The organism is Marinobacter sp. JSM 1782161 (assembly GCF_011421605.1).
Taxonomy (GTDB): Bacteria; Pseudomonadota; Gammaproteobacteria; order Pseudomonadales; family Oleiphilaceae; genus Marinobacter_A; species Marinobacter_A bohaiensis.
In genome coordinates this window covers 592346-608002 of the sequence record NZ_WSSA01000003.1, presented here as the reverse complement: position 1 = coordinate 608002, position 15657 = coordinate 592346, and the positions used below count along the sequence as shown (strand labels likewise).

Annotated in this window: 17 protein-coding genes; 7 read left to right on the top strand and 10 right to left on the bottom strand. The window is 64.0% G+C overall.

All coding sequences use genetic code 11. The features are described from left to right. Complete coding sequence (locus GQB00_RS15610; RefSeq protein ID WP_111497431.1) at nt 1-1065, top strand: succinylglutamate desuccinylase/aspartoacylase family protein; 1065 nt, start codon at nt 1-3, stop codon at nt 1063-1065. Between the two features lie 229 nt (nt 1066-1294). On the opposite strand, the gene GQB00_RS15605 is transcribed toward GQB00_RS15610, so the two are convergent. From GQB00_RS15605 to GQB00_RS15595, 3 genes are all read right to left on the bottom strand, one after another. Beyond that, the gene (locus GQB00_RS15605) at nt 1295-2650 is read right to left on the bottom strand and encodes a PhoH family protein (RefSeq protein ID WP_111497432.1); all 1356 of its coding nucleotides are present in this window, start codon (nt 2648-2650) and stop codon (nt 1295-1297) included. Between the two features lie 92 nt (nt 2651-2742). Beyond that, nucleotides 2743-3231, bottom strand: coding sequence for an HPP family protein (locus GQB00_RS15600; RefSeq protein WP_111497433.1), 489 nt, complete (start codon nt 3229-3231; stop codon nt 2743-2745). 184 nt (nt 3232-3415) lie between these two features. Next, nucleotides 3416-4141, bottom strand: coding sequence for an START domain-containing protein (locus tag GQB00_RS15595; protein ID WP_323127295.1), 726 nt, complete (start codon nt 4139-4141; stop codon nt 3416-3418). A 183-nt stretch (nt 4142-4324) separates the two neighbouring features. Between GQB00_RS15595 and GQB00_RS15590 the strand changes: the two genes are divergently transcribed. Next, entirely contained in the window at nt 4325-5320 is a 996-nt protein-coding gene (locus GQB00_RS15590) for a DUF2804 domain-containing protein (protein WP_165856998.1), read from the top strand. Between the two features lie 33 nt (nt 5321-5353). On the opposite strand, the gene minE is transcribed toward GQB00_RS15590, so the two are convergent. The 5 genes from minE to GQB00_RS15565 form a co-directional block, all read right to left on the bottom strand. After that, nucleotides 5354-5611 (bottom strand): cell division topological specificity factor MinE, encoded by a 258-nt coding sequence (minE, locus tag GQB00_RS15585; RefSeq protein WP_111497435.1) that lies wholly within the window; start codon nt 5609-5611, stop codon nt 5354-5356. Between the two features lie 6 nt (nt 5612-5617). Next, nucleotides 5618-6427 (bottom strand): septum site-determining protein MinD, encoded by an 810-nt coding sequence (gene minD / locus GQB00_RS15580; protein WP_111497436.1) that lies wholly within the window; start codon nt 6425-6427, stop codon nt 5618-5620. A 134-nt stretch (nt 6428-6561) separates the two neighbouring features. Continuing rightward, the gene (minC, locus tag GQB00_RS15575) at nt 6562-7326 is read right to left on the bottom strand and encodes a septum site-determining protein MinC (protein ID WP_165856997.1); all 765 of its coding nucleotides are present in this window, start codon (nt 7324-7326) and stop codon (nt 6562-6564) included. Next, the gene (locus GQB00_RS15570; RefSeq protein ID WP_165856996.1) at nt 7326-7739 is read right to left on the bottom strand and encodes a HopJ type III effector protein; all 414 of its coding nucleotides are present in this window, start codon (nt 7737-7739) and stop codon (nt 7326-7328) included. The genes minC and GQB00_RS15570 overlap by 1 nt, the downstream gene beginning before the upstream one ends. After that, nucleotides 7739-8023, bottom strand: coding sequence for a DUF1244 domain-containing protein (locus GQB00_RS15565; RefSeq protein WP_165856995.1), 285 nt, complete (start codon nt 8021-8023; stop codon nt 7739-7741). The genes GQB00_RS15570 and GQB00_RS15565 overlap by 1 nt, the downstream gene beginning before the upstream one ends. A 158-nt stretch (nt 8024-8181) precedes the next feature. On the opposite strand from GQB00_RS15565, the gene dinB reads away from it, so the two are divergent. Then, a complete protein-coding gene (dinB, locus tag GQB00_RS15560; RefSeq protein WP_111497440.1) occupies nt 8182-9246 on the top strand; it encodes a DNA polymerase IV in 1065 nt (354 codons plus the stop codon). 20 nt (nt 9247-9266) lie between these two features. On the opposite strand, the gene GQB00_RS15555 is transcribed toward dinB, so the two are convergent. Together GQB00_RS15555 and GQB00_RS15550 are read right to left on the bottom strand one after the other, a co-directional pair. Further along, entirely contained in the window at nt 9267-9827 is a 561-nt protein-coding gene (locus tag GQB00_RS15555; RefSeq protein WP_165856994.1) for a phosphatase PAP2 family protein, read from the bottom strand. Further along, the gene (locus tag GQB00_RS15550; protein ID WP_165856993.1) at nt 9796-11004 is read right to left on the bottom strand and encodes a glycosyltransferase family 4 protein; all 1209 of its coding nucleotides are present in this window, start codon (nt 11002-11004) and stop codon (nt 9796-9798) included. The genes GQB00_RS15555 and GQB00_RS15550 overlap by 32 nt, the downstream gene beginning before the upstream one ends. Before the next feature lie 229 nt (nt 11005-11233). On the opposite strand from GQB00_RS15550, the gene GQB00_RS15545 reads away from it, so the two are divergent. The 4 genes from GQB00_RS15545 to GQB00_RS15530 all read left to right on the top strand — a co-directional run bounded on the left by GQB00_RS15545 (nt 11234) and on the right by GQB00_RS15530 (nt 15654). Beyond that, nucleotides 11234-12271 carry an NADP(H)-dependent aldo-keto reductase gene (locus GQB00_RS15545; RefSeq protein WP_111497443.1) on the top strand — a complete coding sequence of 346 codons (1038 nt, stop codon included), beginning with the start codon at nt 11234-11236 and terminating at the stop codon, nt 12269-12271. Nucleotides 12272-12546: 275 nt separating this feature from the next. Beyond that, the gene (locus tag GQB00_RS15540; RefSeq protein ID WP_111497444.1) at nt 12547-12861 is read left to right on the top strand and encodes a hypothetical protein; all 315 of its coding nucleotides are present in this window, start codon (nt 12547-12549) and stop codon (nt 12859-12861) included. Nucleotides 12862-12979: 118 nt separating this feature from the next. Then, the gene (locus GQB00_RS15535; protein ID WP_165856992.1) at nt 12980-15142 is read left to right on the top strand and encodes an acetyl-CoA hydrolase/transferase C-terminal domain-containing protein; all 2163 of its coding nucleotides are present in this window, start codon (nt 12980-12982) and stop codon (nt 15140-15142) included. A gap of 50 nt (nt 15143-15192) precedes the next feature. Next, entirely contained in the window at nt 15193-15654 is a 462-nt protein-coding gene (locus tag GQB00_RS15530; protein WP_111497446.1) for an FKBP-type peptidyl-prolyl cis-trans isomerase, read from the top strand. Nucleotides 15655-15657: the final 3 nt, after the last annotated feature.

Here is a 15657-nt window from a genome sequence, read left to right as displayed (position 1 = left end):
ATGGCGCGAGCCCCATTCGTGATTGCCGGCGAGGAGATTCCGGCAGGCACCCGCAAGACCGTGGAAGTGCCGGTGGCCAAGCTGTACACCCACACGCCCCTGCACATTCCGGTGGAAGTGGTGCACGGTCGTCGCGACGGGCCGGTGCTGCTGGTCTGTGCGGCGATCCACGGCGATGAGATCAACGGCGTGGAGATCATCCGCCGGGTGTTGCGTTATGGGGCGCTGCGTCATCTGCGCGGAACCCTGGTGGCGGTGCCCATCGTCAACGTGTTCGGTTTCGTGCAGCGCACCCGCTACCTGCCGGACCGTCGCGATCTGAATCGGTGCTTCCCGGGCTCGGAGACCGGTTCGCTGGGCGGACGCATCGCCTACCTGTTCCGCACCCAGATCATGGAACAGGTCAGCCACATCATTGACCTGCACACCGGGGCCATTCATCGCTTCAACCTGCCGCAGATCCGCGCCGAGCTGAAGAACCCGGAGACCATCCGCATCGCCGAGGCGTTCGGCGCGCCGGTGATCCTCAACGCCAGCCTGCGCGAGGGCACGCTGCGTGAGTATGCCGATTCGCTGGATATCCCGGTGGTGACCTTCGAGGGGGGCGAGGCGCTGCGCTTTGACGACGTGGTCATCTCCAGCGGGGTGCGTGGCATCATCCGCGTGATGCGTGCGCTGGACATGCTTCCCGAGAAGGCCTCACGCATCAAGGTGAAGAAGCGTTCGGAGATCGCCGCCAACTCCATGTGGGTGCGGGCCGACATCGACGGCATCATGCGCCCCATCGTGCGACTCGGTGCGCGGGTGCGCAAGGGCCAGAAGCTGGCGATCATCGCCGACCCCTTCGGCGAAACCGAAACCGCGCTGCTGGCGTCCGTGTCCGGCATCGTCATCGGCATGAACAACCTGCCGCTGGTGAACGAGGGGGAGGCGATCTACCACATCGCCCGCTTCGACGAACTGGCCGAGGCCGAGAAGGCGATGGATTATTTCCGCTCCAAGTTCGACCCGGAGGTGACCGAGGCCGTGATGCCGATGCATCCCTGGGACGATCAGGAGCGGTAAGACGGCGGCGAGGTGGTTGATGCGTCGGGTGGCGAATTGAAAGCGTCACATGTAGCCGAAACGTCAGTTTCGGAGGCGTCATGGGCGCCCGACAGAGAAGTGATCGGCTGCCTGAAAAGAAAGGGCCCTGGCGGGCCCACCGAAACTGACGTTTCGGCTACATAACGTGGGAGCCGCGAGTGGGGAGCAGGCTGGTCCTGGAGTCCAGCCTGCTTCCTGAAACGCTTCCCTACAGGTTCGCTTCCGCAAACTCCGCCAGGGCCGATCTCGGCACTCCCTGCAGGTGGATGTGCCCACCGTGGCGGAAGCCCTTGAAACGCTCGGTCATGTAGGTCAGACCGGAACTCAGGCCGCTCAGGTAGGGCGTGTCGATCTGCGCCAGGTTGCCCAGACAGATCACCTTGGAGCCGTTGCCCGCCCGCGTGATGATCGTCTTGATCTGGTGCGGTGTCAGGTTCTGGGACTCGTCGATGATGATCAGGCTGTGCTGGAAGCTGCGCCCGCGGATGTAGTTCAGGGATTTGAAGTGCAGCGGCACCTTGGACAGGATGTAGTCGACGCTGGCGGTCATGTTCTCGTCGTCCTCGTGGAGGGCTTCGAGGTTGTCCACGATCGCGCCCAGCCAGGGCTCCATCTTCTCCGCCTCGGTGCCGGGCAGGAAGCCGATGTCCTCGTCCAGCCCCTGGGTGCTGCGGGTGGCGATGATGCGCTTGTAAGTCTTGCTGGCGACGGTCATCTCGATGCACGCTGCCAGGGCCAGGATGGTTTTGCCCGAGCCGGCCGACCCGGTCAGGTTGACCAGGTGCACGTCCGGGTCCATCAGCAGGTTCAGGGCGATGCCCTGGTAGATGTCCCGCGGCATCAGGCCCCAGACTTCCTTGTTCATCAGGTCGTGCTGGTGCAGGTCCTGCAGAACCAGGCGGTCGTCCTCGATGTCCACCACCTTGCCCACGAAGCCCTGCTCGTCCAGCACGAATTCGTTGATGTTGAGCTTTTGCAGCTCACCTTCGCGCCGCAGGATGTGCTCGGTCACCCCCTCGCGCTGAATCGTCTCCACCTTGTTGATGGTGTCCCAGAAGGAGTTGGGGAACTGCCGGTAACCCTTGGGCAGCAGGTCGATGTCGTCCAGTAGCTGGTCGTTGTGGTAGTCCTGGGCTTCCACGCCGAAGCCGCGCGCCTTGAGGCGCATGTTGATGTCCTTGCTGACCAGGATGATGTCCTGCTCGGGGTTGCGTACCTGCAGCGCGGCCAGGGTGTTGATGATCTTGTTGTCGTTGAGGTGCTCGGGCAGCGCGTGATTGCCGGTGTGCTCGGTGCTCATCAGGATCGACAGCGTCCCCAGCGGTTCGGCCTTGCGTGCCCGCACAATGGGGACGCCCCGCTCGATGTCTTTGGGGCTGGCATCGCCCAGCAGCTTGTCGATGTTGCGGATGGCCTGGCGGCAGTCGGCAGCGACCGCCTGCTTGCCGGACTTGAGGCTGTCCAGCTCCTCCAGGACGGTCATGGGGATAATCACATCGTGTTCTTCGAAGTTGAGCAGGGCGTTGGGGTCGTGGATCAGGACGTTGGTGTCGAGGACGTACATCTTTTTCCGCTCTTGCGGTGCTGAGGGCATAGGGCTCGATACCTCGCAATGGCTATTTTGATCGGTCTCCGCGGTGGCTTCGGCGCTCGCCGTCATGCGAGGCAGCGCCGGGCCAGGGCGTCGTCGGAGATCAGCTTCAGCATGTCGTAGGTGGTTATGATGCCGGTGACTTCTCCTTCGTGGGTGACAAAGATGCGGTGCAGGTGCTCCTCCATCATCAGCTCGGCGATCTCGCGCACCGGGGTGTCTTCGGCGACCGAGACCACGATGGGCGTCATGATGTCCCGGACTTCCACCGGCAGCTTGCTCATCTCCTCGAAAATGAACATGCGCAGCCGGCGCGCTTCCCGGGCTTCTTCAGGGGTGAGCTGCTGTTCGGCGTCGGACGGCCGGGATGAGGACCAGCGGAATTCGGCGACGTCCTTGAGGGTGGCGATACCGATGATGCGACCGTGGTCGTCGCTGACCGGGCTGCCGGTGATCTCGTGGTCGGTGAGGAACCGGGTGAACTGGTCCATCGTCCAGGACTGGGGAACGGCTTTTACGCTGGGTGTCATGATCTCGCGTGCGAGAACCGTCATTGTCGCTATCCTGCTCTGACGCTGGGGCCCGCAAACCTTTGTGTCCGGTAGCCCGGAGTCCTGTCCGGTCCCGGACTGCAGGTGGCCCTCGGTTGTACCGACAGACGCGGTGCTCTGGCGGCACCTTTGCCTGCATCCCCGCGTTGGAAAACGGGAATTCTTACCGCAAAGCTTATACGCTCTTTCAGGGCGCGTCACCCTCCGATTGACTGGATCGAACCACGTCCACCAGCTTGCCGGCGTCATCAAATACCAGCTCGTAACCGGCGTAGCGGGGCGAGCGCGCAACCCGCTCAAGGTTGCGGATGGATTTCACCGGGATGTCTACCACCAGTGAGTTTACCAGCCAGCTGGGGATGCTGCCGTTGGGCTCGGTGTGCTGGACCCAGGTCAGGCGGGTGCGCTCCGGTCCCAGCGGTTCGAAGCGGTAATGGGTGTCGGACTGGTCGACGCGGATGTAGTCGTCCCGTTCCGGGCGCGCACCGGGCACGGCACTGAGGTACATGTCCACCACGCCCGAAGCCTGCTCGCCGTGGGTGCGGATGCGGATCACGTAGTCCCGGTCCTGCACGGGCCAGGGCATGTCGTTGACCGAGTAGGCGTAACGGTCGCCGAAACCGCCGCTGCCGAATGCCTCCGATTCCACGCAGTTGTGGACCCACTCGGTACAGGATGCGGGATTGACCAGCACCGCCATCAACCGATTGGTCGAGGCGTCCAGGTCCGCCACGGCCCGGAACGCCTCGAAATCCGACCCTGGCACCGCCGTGGTGTAGATCCGGATGCCGTCGCTCTCCTCGCGCAGCTGCCAGTTGGCGTCGGGGCCGGGCAGGGCGTCCGCGCTCAGGCCCGGGCAACCAAGCAGGGCGGCGAACAGGAGGGACGGGCATGCTCGGGGCGTCAGTCGCACGATGAAGGCCTTCTTTTCCAGGGACACGGACGCTAGTGTAACAACCGCCGGAAGGCGGAAATGCCACCTGTGCGGCACTTTGGCGCATCGCGGCCGGTCCGCCCGGATTGGCCTGATCGGCCTGGCATCGCCGACCGGTGCGCCGATACAACAACGATAACGCGATCAAGGACAGACCACACCATGGACCTCATCAATGCCCGCGGCCAGCCGCTCTGGGGCGAGCTGGACCAGCCCGTCGAGCGCATCAACTACCTCGACCACGACCTGCGATCGGTGATGGACCGGCCCTTGTCCCGTCGGGCCCGACAGCGGCGCTACAACCATTTCCAGTTCATCAGCGTGCAGGGGCCAGAGTGGGTGCTGGGGCTGGCGCTGGTGGATCTGGGGCGGGTCGCCAATGCCTTCTGCTACCTCTACGATTTTGGTTCGCGCGAGCTGGTCGAGCGCAGCTGGCTTAACCCGCTGGGCTGGGGGAGCGCCTGCGAACCCTCTCCCGAGACCGGTTGCGACCGCTTTGTCCGCCCCGGCGTTCGCCTGACCATCCAGGGCGAGGGCCGTCGCCGGCACTTGCGGGGGATGACGGGAGACATGCACCTGGATTTCACCTTAAGCGGCGACAACGCGCCCCTGCGGGTCTGCAGCCGCGCCGGTTACGACGGCTGGGTCTTTACCCGCAAGTCGGCCGGGCTGGCGGTAAGCGGTTCGGTGCAGTGGGGGCGGCGGCGTTACCAGACCGACGCATCGATGCGCGGCTCGATCGACTGGAGCGGCGGGTTCATGCGCCGGGACACGGCGTGGAACTGGGCCTGTATCGCCGGGCGCACAGCGGACGGGCGCAGCCTGGGGCTGAATCTGGCGGCGGGGGTGAACGAAACGGGGGTGACGGAAAACGCCCTCTGGCTGGACGGCGAACGCATCAAGCTGGACCTGGCGCGGTTCGAGTTTGATCGCTACCAGCCGGAGGCGGCCTGGCGAGTGAGCACGAGCGACGGGCGGGTCGATCTGGTGTTTCGGCCACAAGGCGTGCGGCGTGAGCGGATCAATGCCTTCTGGCTGGCGTCCAACTTTCGTCAGTACGTGGGGCATTTCGAAGGCACGGTCCGCGATCCCGCGGACCGGCCGGTCGAGGTGTCCGGCCTGCCCGGACTGGTGGAGGATCACTACGCCCGCTGGTGAGCGGGCATCGGACCGGCCGCAGCCGGCCGCGAATTACTGCTGATGTTCGGGCAGCGTCACGTTGAGTTCCAGCACCGAACACTCGTCGGTGCGGTCCAGCTCCACCTGCACCATGTCGTCGTCGATCTGCACGTACTTGCGGATCACCGCCACCAGCTCCTGCTGCAACTGCGGCAGGTAATCCGGCTGGTCACGCATGCCGCGCTCGTGGGCGACGATGATCTGCAGGCGCTCCTTGGCGACACTGGCCGTGTTTTTTTTGCGACTGCGGAAGTAATCGAGAAAACTCATGCCGCCTTACCCCTTGAACATGCGTGAGAAGAATCCCTTTTTGGCCGCAGTCAGGAAGCGGTGCTCGCGCTCTTCGCCCAGCAGGCGGCCGACGGCGTCTTCATAGGCCTGACCGGCGTCGCTGTCGTCCTCCAGGATGACTGGTACGCCCTGGTTGGAGGCGTTCAGCACCACCTGGGACTCCGGGATCACGCCCAGCAGGGGAATGGCAAGAATCTCTTCCACGTCGGCGACGGACAGCATGTCGCCCTTGTCCACCCGATCCGGGTTGTAACGGGTCAGCAGCAGGTGCTCCTTGACCGCGTCCAGCCCCATCTCGGCACGGCGGGACTTGCTTTGCAGAATACCCAGGATGCGGTCGGAATCCCGCACGGAGGACACCTCCGGGTTGGTCACGACGATGGCCTCGTCGGCGTAGTACAGCGCCATCTGGGCGCCGTGCTCAATACCAGCGGGGGAATCGCAGACGATGTAGTCGAAGGTTTCGGACAGCTCGTTGAGCACCTTCTCCACGCCTTCGCGGGTCAGCGCCTCTTTTTCGCGGGTCTGGGACGCCGGCAGGATGTAGAGCGTGTCCACGCGCTTGTCCTTGATCAGCGCCTGGTTGAGGGAGGCTTCGCCCTGGATCACGTTGACGAAGTCGTACACCACCCGCCGCTCGCAATTCATGATGAGGTCGAGGTTGCGCAGGCCCACATCGAAGTCGATGACCACGGTCTTGTTGCCACGACGGGCCAGTCCGGTGCTGATCGAGGCGCTGGTCGTGGTCTTGCCCACGCCACCCTTACCTGAGGTAACGACGATTATTTTAGCCAAGGTTGCAGTCCTGTTTGCTGAAAGTGAAAAGTGTCATGGTTTTATAGTCTGCCGTGCAGGGCCGGGACTGTCCTGTGCGCCTCGGGCCTTTCTCGGGATGACAGAGCCCTGTCGCCGGCCGGGCGCGTTTTTCGTTATTTGTCGAGGGGTGTGGCCACCAGCAAATCGTCCTTCAGCTGTAGCTGAACTGCTTTCTTCCAACCCTGCTCCTGCAGATCTTCCGAAATTTTATAGTGTCCCGCAATGGACACAAGCTCCGCCTCCAGCGATTGGCAGAAAACCCGCGCTCCGGCCAGCCCGTGGACGCCCGCCAGGGCGCGCCCGCGCAGCGGTCCGTAGACGTGGATGTTGCCCGCCGCCAACACTTCGGCCCCGGCCTGGACCGGCGCCAGGATGATCAGGTCGCCGTCCGGCGAATACACCTGCTGGCCGGACCGCACCGGCTGGGTCACGATCCGTGCCGCACCCGGTGCCGGGTGGCTGTTGCGCAATTCGGCGTCCGGCGTGGCGACCGGCTCGGGCGCCGGTTCGTCGGCCTCGGCCGGTTCCGGCGCGGCCTGGCGCTGGGGTGTCGCCGGCAACAGGGCCAGGGCGGCGTTGCGGGCCAGGCGGCGCTGGTCTTCGTCGCCTCCGCGCACCGCGACCACGTGGATGTTGTGGCGACGGCAGATGCCGATCAGCTGAAAGAAATCCAGCTCGCTGGTGGGGCCTTCGTATTTTTCCAGGTTGACCACCAGCGGAATGTCCCGGAAGAAGCCCGGCGCCTGCCGGATCTTGTCGCGCAGGGTTTCTTCAAAGGCGTCGGGTTCAAAAAACAGCAGCTCCAGGGCGGTCAGCGAGACGTTGGCGCTCTTGAGCTGGAAGCACTGGCTCGCTTGCATCGCATCCGCGTCCGGCATCAGCGAGATTCTCCGTTGTTGGTCGGTGAAGAGATCGGGTCGGAGGTATGGCCGGCTTCCGTCTCAGCGCGGAAGACCAGCGGTCGGCCGTCGAAACGAATGCCGGACCAGCCCGTACTCATGAATTGTCGGATATTAGCGTGATCGCTACCGGACGGATCTGCCATTACCGAGCGGTAATGGCGGCCGAAACAGTCCAGGGTCGCCTGCTCCCCCAGCCCGGCCAACTGGCCCAGGGCGAAGATGCGGCAGGACCCGTTGTTCGAGCCGGCGGCGTTGTGCACCGGGCCATTGTCGAAGGCGGTGGGCGTGAATTCGAAGAAGCGTTCGATCAGCTCAAGGCTGTCCTCGAAGTCGGAGCGGCCGGCGTCGAGGGCGGCCAGGTGGATGCGCAGGGCGTTCTGGAAGTCCATCAGCCGTCCGATTTGTTGTGGGCTTGTTTGTCGCCGGTCTGGTACCTGGCTTTCCATTCATCGTAGGGCATGCCGTAGATGATTTCCCGGGCGGCGGCGTCGGACAGCTCCTCGCCACGGGCCTCGGCTTCGGCACGATACCATTTGGACAGGCAGTTGCGGCAGAAGCCGGCCAGGTTCATCAGGTCGATGTTCTGCACTTCGGTGTGGGTGCGCAGGTGCTCCACCAGTCGGCGGAACGTGGCGGCTTCAATCTCGGTGGTGTCCGGGGACCGGTCGGCCATGGTGTTGCTCTCCTGTTCCTGAATCCTGACATTCTCGGCAAGTAGCGGTAAGATACAAGTCTGTATGAATGTACAGTTTGTGGGCGGCGAGGCCGCAGGGTCAAGCGCTCGCGGAGTGTCGACGACGCTCTCCGGGCAGGAGTGACAGCACGGTCGGTATGGCGGAACGGAAAATCATTCACCTGGACTGCGACTGTTTCTACGCCGCAGTGGAAATGCGCGATGATCCGTCCCTGCGCGGGGTGCCGCTGGCGGTGGGCGGTGGCGGCCCGCGCGGGGTGGTGTCCACCTGCAACTACCTGGCCCGCGAATACGGCGTTCGCTCGGCCATGCCCGGGGCCGAGGCGCGGCGACGCTGTCCGGATCTGGTCACCGTACCGGTGGATATGGCCCGCTACCGTTCGGTGTCGCGACAGGTAATGGGCATTTTTCGCGAACTCACCGATCTGATCGAACCCCTGTCTCTGGACGAAGCCTTTCTCGACGTCACCGGCATCGATGCCCACAAGGGCAGCGCCACGCTGATGGCGCGCCATCTGCGCGAACGGGTGCGTCAGGAGGTGGGTATTACGGTGTCCGCCGGCGTAGCGCCCAACAAGTTCCTGGCCAAGATCGCCAGCGACTGGCAGAAGCCCGATGGTCTGTTCGTCGTCCGCCCACAGGACATCGACGACTTTGTCCTGCATCTGCCCGTGGAGAAACTGTTTGGCGTGGGTAAGGTCACGGCCGGCAAGCTGCACGCCATGGGAGCGACCACCTGCGGCGAGCTGCAGCGCTTTTCCCGGGATGAGCTGGTGGACCGTTTCGGCCGTCATGGCATGCGCCTGTACCACATGGCCCGGGGCGAGGATAACCGGCCGGTGGCGGTCACCCGCATCGCCAAGTCGGTGTCGGTGGAGCGGACCTTTTCCCAGGACCTGCCCAACCGCGAGGCCTGTCACCGGGTCATGGCGTCACTGGTAGACGACCTGGAGCGGCGTCTGGGCCGCAAGTCCGAGCCGCGCCCGATCCACAAGCTGTTCGTGAAGCTGCGCTACAGCGACTTTTCCACCCACACGCTGGAGCGGGTGCGGGACAACATCGCCTCGCCGGCGGTGGACGACTTCATGCCGTTGCTGGATGAGCTCTACACCGATGCCGAGCGGCCGGTGCGGCTGTTGGGGATGGGCGTTCGGTTCCGCGAGGAGTCGGCGCCGACGCAGCAGTTGCGGTTGTTCGAGTAGGGGCTTTCCTGGCCAGGGACTCAGGCCATCGGCATGAACAGCGGCAACAGCTCCACCGCCAGCGCCCCCATCACGCTGCCGATGACCGCACCGGCCAACACGTCGCTGGGGTAGTGCAACCCCAGCACCACCCGGGACGCCGCCACGCTCAGGGTAAACGGCAGGATCACCAGGGCCAGTGTCGGCAGCGTCAGCGCCAGCAGTGTATTAAAGCAGGCGGCGTGCAGGGTGTGGCCGGACGGAAAACTGTAGCGGTCCAGCGGCGGCGTGCCGCAGTGGATCGCCGGGAAGGAGATGAACGGCCGTTCGCGGATCAGGGTTTTCTTCAGGCTCTTGTAGGTCAAGGTGCAGACCAGGCCGGTGGCCGCCATCAGCAGCGCCAGGGCCAGTCCGGCTTCCGGGTGCAGCAGCGGCAGCGAGAGGATCAGCGCGTACCAGAACCAGCCGTCGCCGAGTCGGCTGACCACCCGGAAGTAGGGCAGGACGCAGCGATAGCGCAGGCAGCGGTTGATGCTCTGGCAAAGCTGGAATTCCCGCTGGTCGACTCGCTCAAAGAATCGAGATGCTTTGCTTGCCGGCATGACGGCTCTCCTTATAACGGAGATTGAGGAGAATGGCCTCGAACTGTTCGATCAGTCCGGGCCAGTGGATGTCCAGAGCATCGAGCCGGGCCTGACTGCGCAGCCGGCTCATCAGCGACGGCTGGTCGGCCAGTCGCAGGGCGGCGTCGACGAAGCCTTCGGTGTCGTCCAGCGCCACTTTCATACCGTTGTCCTCGTGGCGGATGTGCTCGCTGGCGGCAGCGTCGTCGAAGGCCACCAACGCCAGGCCGCTGGCCATGGCTTCGGTGACCACGTTGCCGAAGGTTTCCGTCTTGCTGGGAAACAGGAACAGATCGGCGGAGGCGTAGTGCCGGGCCAGTTCGTCGCCGCGTTGCATACCGCAGAAGATGTAGTCGGGATGGCGCTCGGCCAGCCGTTTGCGCATGGGACCGTCCCCCACCAGGATCAGCTTGGCCCGGGGGTGGATATGGCGCATGCGCTCGAAGGTGGACACCGCCAGTGCCAGGTTCTTTTCCGCCGCCAGGCGCCCTACATGGATCACCGCCAGGTCCCGCTCGTTCACGCCCCACTGTTCTCGCAGGGCGCGGTCGCGCCGGCTGGGGGAGAAACGGTCGCAGTCCACGCCGCGGCTCCAGATGCCCACCGGGTTGATGCCCAGATCGTGCAGCGACTGCTGCATGCGTCGGGTAGGCACCAGGGTCAGCTGTGTACGGTTGTGGAACCAGCGCAGGTAGGATGCGATCATCTTCTCCAGGAAACCGGCGCCGTAGTGCCGACTGTAGCTGTGAAAATTGGTGTGGAACCCCGAACACACCGGGATCTGCAGCCGCCGCGCCGCGCTCAGGGCGGCCAGGCCCAGAGGCCCTTCGGTGGCCACGTAGATGGCGTCGGGGCGGCTGGCTTTCCAGTTGCGGGCCAGGCGGCGGGCGCTGGCGAGGCCGAACTGCAACTCCGGATAACCCGGCAGCGGCAGGCCCGGCAGAGTCAGGGTGGTGTCCGCCAACGCCGGGCTCGCCGACTCTGTGGTCGTCCCGGTGCTTCCGCGTTCCGGCTTCTGGCGTGGCCGAACCACCGAGAGCCGATGGCCGCGTGCGCGCAGGCCCTGGCAAAGCTGCCCGAGGGTGTGCGCCACGCCGTTGATCTCCGGCGGAAAGGTCTCGGTGACGATGGCTATGTGCCGTTGACGCTGGATCAAGTGCGCTCCGTCATGACTGCGACTGCGGCGGGCTGGATGCGTTGGTTGGTAGGGTTTACTCTGTCCAGCCTGCGAGTCCGGGTGAACGACCGGGAAGGCCCGTCAAATGGGCGTTCCCCGTTGCTGTCACTATGGAAAGGTCAAATGACAGTTCGGCGACAGACCCGTGACATTCCGTTGAACAATACATCGGATTCCTGAACAACCCACCGATTGGAGAGATGCACACATGCAGAAACGTCAGTTAGGACGTACTGACCTGGACGTCAGCCTGATCTGCCTCGGTACCATGACCTGGGGTGAGCAGAACAGCGAGGCGGAAGCCTTTGAACAGCTGGACTATGCCACCGCCAATGGCATCAACTTCATCGACGCGGCGGAGATGTACCCGGTTCCGCCGCGCGCCGAGACCCAGGGCGCCACCGAAACCTGCCTGGGCAACTGGCTCAAACAGCGCGGTCGCCGTGACGATCTGGTGATTGCCTCCAAAGTGGCCGGCCCCGGTAATGGCCTGGACTACCTGCGCGACGGCCCGCGCCTGACCCGGCCGCACATCCGCGCCGCGGTGGAAGACAGCCTCAAGCGCCTGCAGACCGACTACATCGACCTGTACCAGATCCATTGGCCGGACCGCAGCACCAACTTCTTCGGCCGCCTGGGCTACACCCACAACCCGGACGAGGACGCCACGCCCATCGAGGAGACCCTGCAGGCGCTCGATGAGCTGGTGAAAGAGGGCAAGATCCGCCACATCGGCCTGTCCAACGAGACCGCCTGGGGCACCATGCGCTACCTGCAGCTGGCGGAGCAGAACGGCTGGCCGCGCCCGGTGAGCATCCAGAACCCGTACAGCCTGCTCAACCGCTCGTTCGAGGTGGGCCTGGGCGAGATCGCCCATCGCGAAGACGTGGGGCTGCTGGCGTACTCGCCGCTGGCGTTCGGGGTGCTGTCCGGCAAATACCTTGGTGGCAAGCAGCCGGAAGGTGCGCGCCTGACCCTGTTCGAGCGGTTCCAGCGCTACAACGGCGAACGGGCGGATGCCGCCACCCAGGCCTACGCTGACGTCGCCGCCGCCCATGGTCTGAGCCTGGCCCAGATGGCGCTGGCGTACGTCAACAGCCGTGGTTTCGTGACCAGCAACATCATCGGCGCCACCACCATGGATCAGTTGCGCGAGAATGTGGCCTCCGAGCAGGTAACCCTGTCCGAGCAGGCCCTGTCTGACATCGAATCGGTCCACACCGAGTTCACCTATCCCTGCCCGTAACCCTGCTCCGGCCGGGGTCCCAAGCGATCCCGGCCGGTTACCGGTTCCCTCACCGGTCCGTGTCAGCCCACCTGTCCCGATTCGCCCCGCGTTGCAGCTTGGCGATGGCTGCAATCGTCCGTTACACCGCTTGACCGTTTGTTGACAAATAATTGCTTACTTCCTGACGTAAATACGTCGAAGTTTGCGTTAAATCACGTTTTACAGATCTGTCATTGCTAGACTAATGTCTAAACATTTTGGGCAAAATTCAGGCATTCATCGGGCGGTTAGCCATGGTTTTTCGAATCTTCATCATCCTGCTGGTATTGAACTCCCTGGCCTTTGTGGTCAAGGCCGATGCCGCGGAAAACGACGCGCTGACGAACGCTCAGTTCGAAGCCATGTCGGCCCAACATGATCGGCCGACCGAAGATGAGGAAGAGATTCGCATGGATGCCCTGACCGAGATCGGTTCCCGTCTGCTGCGGCTGCGTCTTTTCGAGAGCGATAGCGACGGCAAGCGCTATGCCTATGACAGTATCCACGCCGACCATGGCATTGCCCTGGTCAACGAAGGCGCCTGTCTCGACCTGAAGTGGGAATTCTGACGCCTGTCTCCCTTTCCATACTGTCACCCATACCGACTGATTTTGCTCCGTTTGGCCGTTGTTACCCCGCCCGGCTCGTGTGATCATTGCCCGGAAAATGGTCAAGGAGAGCAAGGCTATGGCGCGAACCCCCCAGGTTTCCTCACGGATTGAAGAATGCGTCGACGCCCTGATCGAACGGGTGGGGCGGGATATTACGTTGGGCCTGCCGCTGGGCCTGGGAAAACCGGTGCACCTGGTCAACGCCCTCTACCGGCGGGCCCAGGGCGATACCGGATTGCGCCTGCACATTGTCACCGCCATTTCCCCACTCGCTCCGGGCGGTAAATCCTCCCTGGAAAAACGGTTCATCGAGCCCTTTGCCGAGCGCCTGTACGGCCGCATTCCGGAGCTGGCCTATGCGCGCGATGTGGAGGCCGGCCGATTGCCGTCGAACGTCCGGGTCTCGGAGTTTTTCTTCCAGGCGGGCAGTTGCCTGAACAACCCGGTCCAGCAGCAGAACTACGTGTGCACCAATTACACGCATGCGGTGCGAGACCTGCTCGCGCTCGATATCAATGTGGTGGCACAGATGGTGGCGTCTCCCGGGGATGGCGAGTACGACCGTGTCAGTCTGAGCTGCAATCCGGACCTGTCCCTGGACCTGATCCCGCTGATGCGCGAGCGGGAGAGCGCCGAGCACCCGGTGGCTGTGGTGGGGGAGGTCAATCGCACTCTGCCGTACCTGGGCAACGATGCCGAAGTACCGGCCCATGTGTTCGATGTCCTCTACGACAACGCCGCCGACGATTACCCGTTGTTCCCCGTTCCCCAGCAGCCGGTCAAACCGGCGGATCACATGATCGGCTTCTACGCCAGCACCCTGATCGAGGACGGCGGCACGCTGCAGGTCGGGATTGGCTCGCTGGGGGCGGCTGTGGTTCACGCCACCTGCCTGCGACACCGGGAGAACGCCGCCTGGCACCGGGTGTTCGAGCATCTGAAAGTGGCGGACTGCTTCCCGATGGTGGCGCGGTGGGGCGGCACCGAACCTTTCGAGACCGGTCTCTACGGCTGCAGTGAAATGATGGTGGACGGTTTCCTGCAGCTGATGAAGGCCGGCATTCTCACCCGCCAGGTGTATGCCGATGCCGACCTCCAGGAGCGGATCAACGCCGGCGAGATCGGTCCCGATATCTCACTGCAAACCCTGGATCGCCTGCGCGCAGCGGAACTGATCGATTCGCCGTTGCGGGCCCGGGATGTCCAGTGGCTGCAGCGCTTTGGCATCATCCGCGACTCGGTGGATCTCAAGGGCGGGCGCCTGGTCGTTGGGGATCTGAGCCTGGAGCCCGACCTGGACGATGAGACGGCCCGCAAGCAACTGGCCACTCTGCTGGGGGATCGGCTCGATGGTGGAACTGTGCTGCACGGCGGGTTCTACATCGGCCCGGCGGATTTCTACCAGCAGTTGCGCGAGCTGTCGCCGGAGCAGGCGGCGAGCATTTGTATGACCAGCGTGAACTTCATCAACCACCTGTACGATCACCGTTTCGGCAACCAGCGCCTGAAGGCGGCGCAGCGGCGCGAGAGCCGCTTCATCAACTCGGCGATGATGTGCACGCTGGACGGTGAGGTGGTTTCCGATGGGCTGGAGGATGGCCGGGTTGTCAGTGGCGTCGGCGGCCAGTACAACTTTGTCGCCATGGCCCACGAGCTGCCCCGAGCCCGCTCCATCCTGACCCTGCGCAGCACCCGCAATGGCAGTGGCGGGCTGCAGTCGAACATCGTTTTCAGTTACGGCCACTGCACGATTCCCCGCCACCTGCGGGACATTGTGATTACCGAATACGGCATTGCGGACCTGCGCGGCAAGTGCGACGAGGACGTCTACCTGGCGCTGATCCGAATTGCCGATGCCCGCTTCCAGCCGCAGTTGCTGAAACAGGCGCAAAAAGCCGGTAAGGTGCACGCCTCGTTCAAGCTGCCGGCGTCCTGGCGGCACAATACCCCGGAAGCGGTGCGAGCGGCACTGGAGGCGGCCGGTCCGGACGCCTTCCCCACATTCCCGTTCGGTTGCGATTTCACCGAGGATGAGCTGACCCTGATGGGGGCGCTCCAGCGGCTGCGGAGTGCAACCGCATCCCGCCGTGGCACCCTGAAAACCCTGTGGCAGGCACTGCGGGGTGATCCGGCGGGGGACGATCTGGCGCCGTTGCTCAAACGCATGGACCTGGACGTGCCGGCAACGTGGAAAGAACGGCTGGACCAGCGGCTGCTGGTACACGCCCTGAGACAATAGGCCTGCGTCGCCGATTGCGTTCGGCTGCGCAGGCGCAACAGGTAAGAGTTATGCAGACCTCATACGTTTACACGGTCCACTACCGGCTCAAGAACCGCGCCGGCGAAGTGGTGGACACCTCCGAAGGCGCCGAACCCCTGCAGTTCCTGTGGGGCGCCGGCAACGTCATCAAGGGCATCGAGGAAGCGGTCAAGGACCGTGGTATCGGCGATTGCCTGGAAGTCACCGTGCCGCCGGAGATGGCCTACGGTGATACCAATCCGGAACTGGTGCGCAAGGTGCCCCGGTCGGCTTTCGCCGGCGTCGAGGATCTCAAGCCGGGCATGAAGTTCCAGACCAACAGCGGCGAGGACGCCCAGATCGTGCAGGTGGTGGCGATCGACGGCAACCTGGTCAAGGTCGATGCCAACCATCCGTTGGCGGGATTTACCCTGTATTTCGACCTCGAGATCATCGATAAGCGGCAGGCGACCGACGACGAAGTGGCCGCCGGCCGGCCGCTGGAGGTCTGAGCG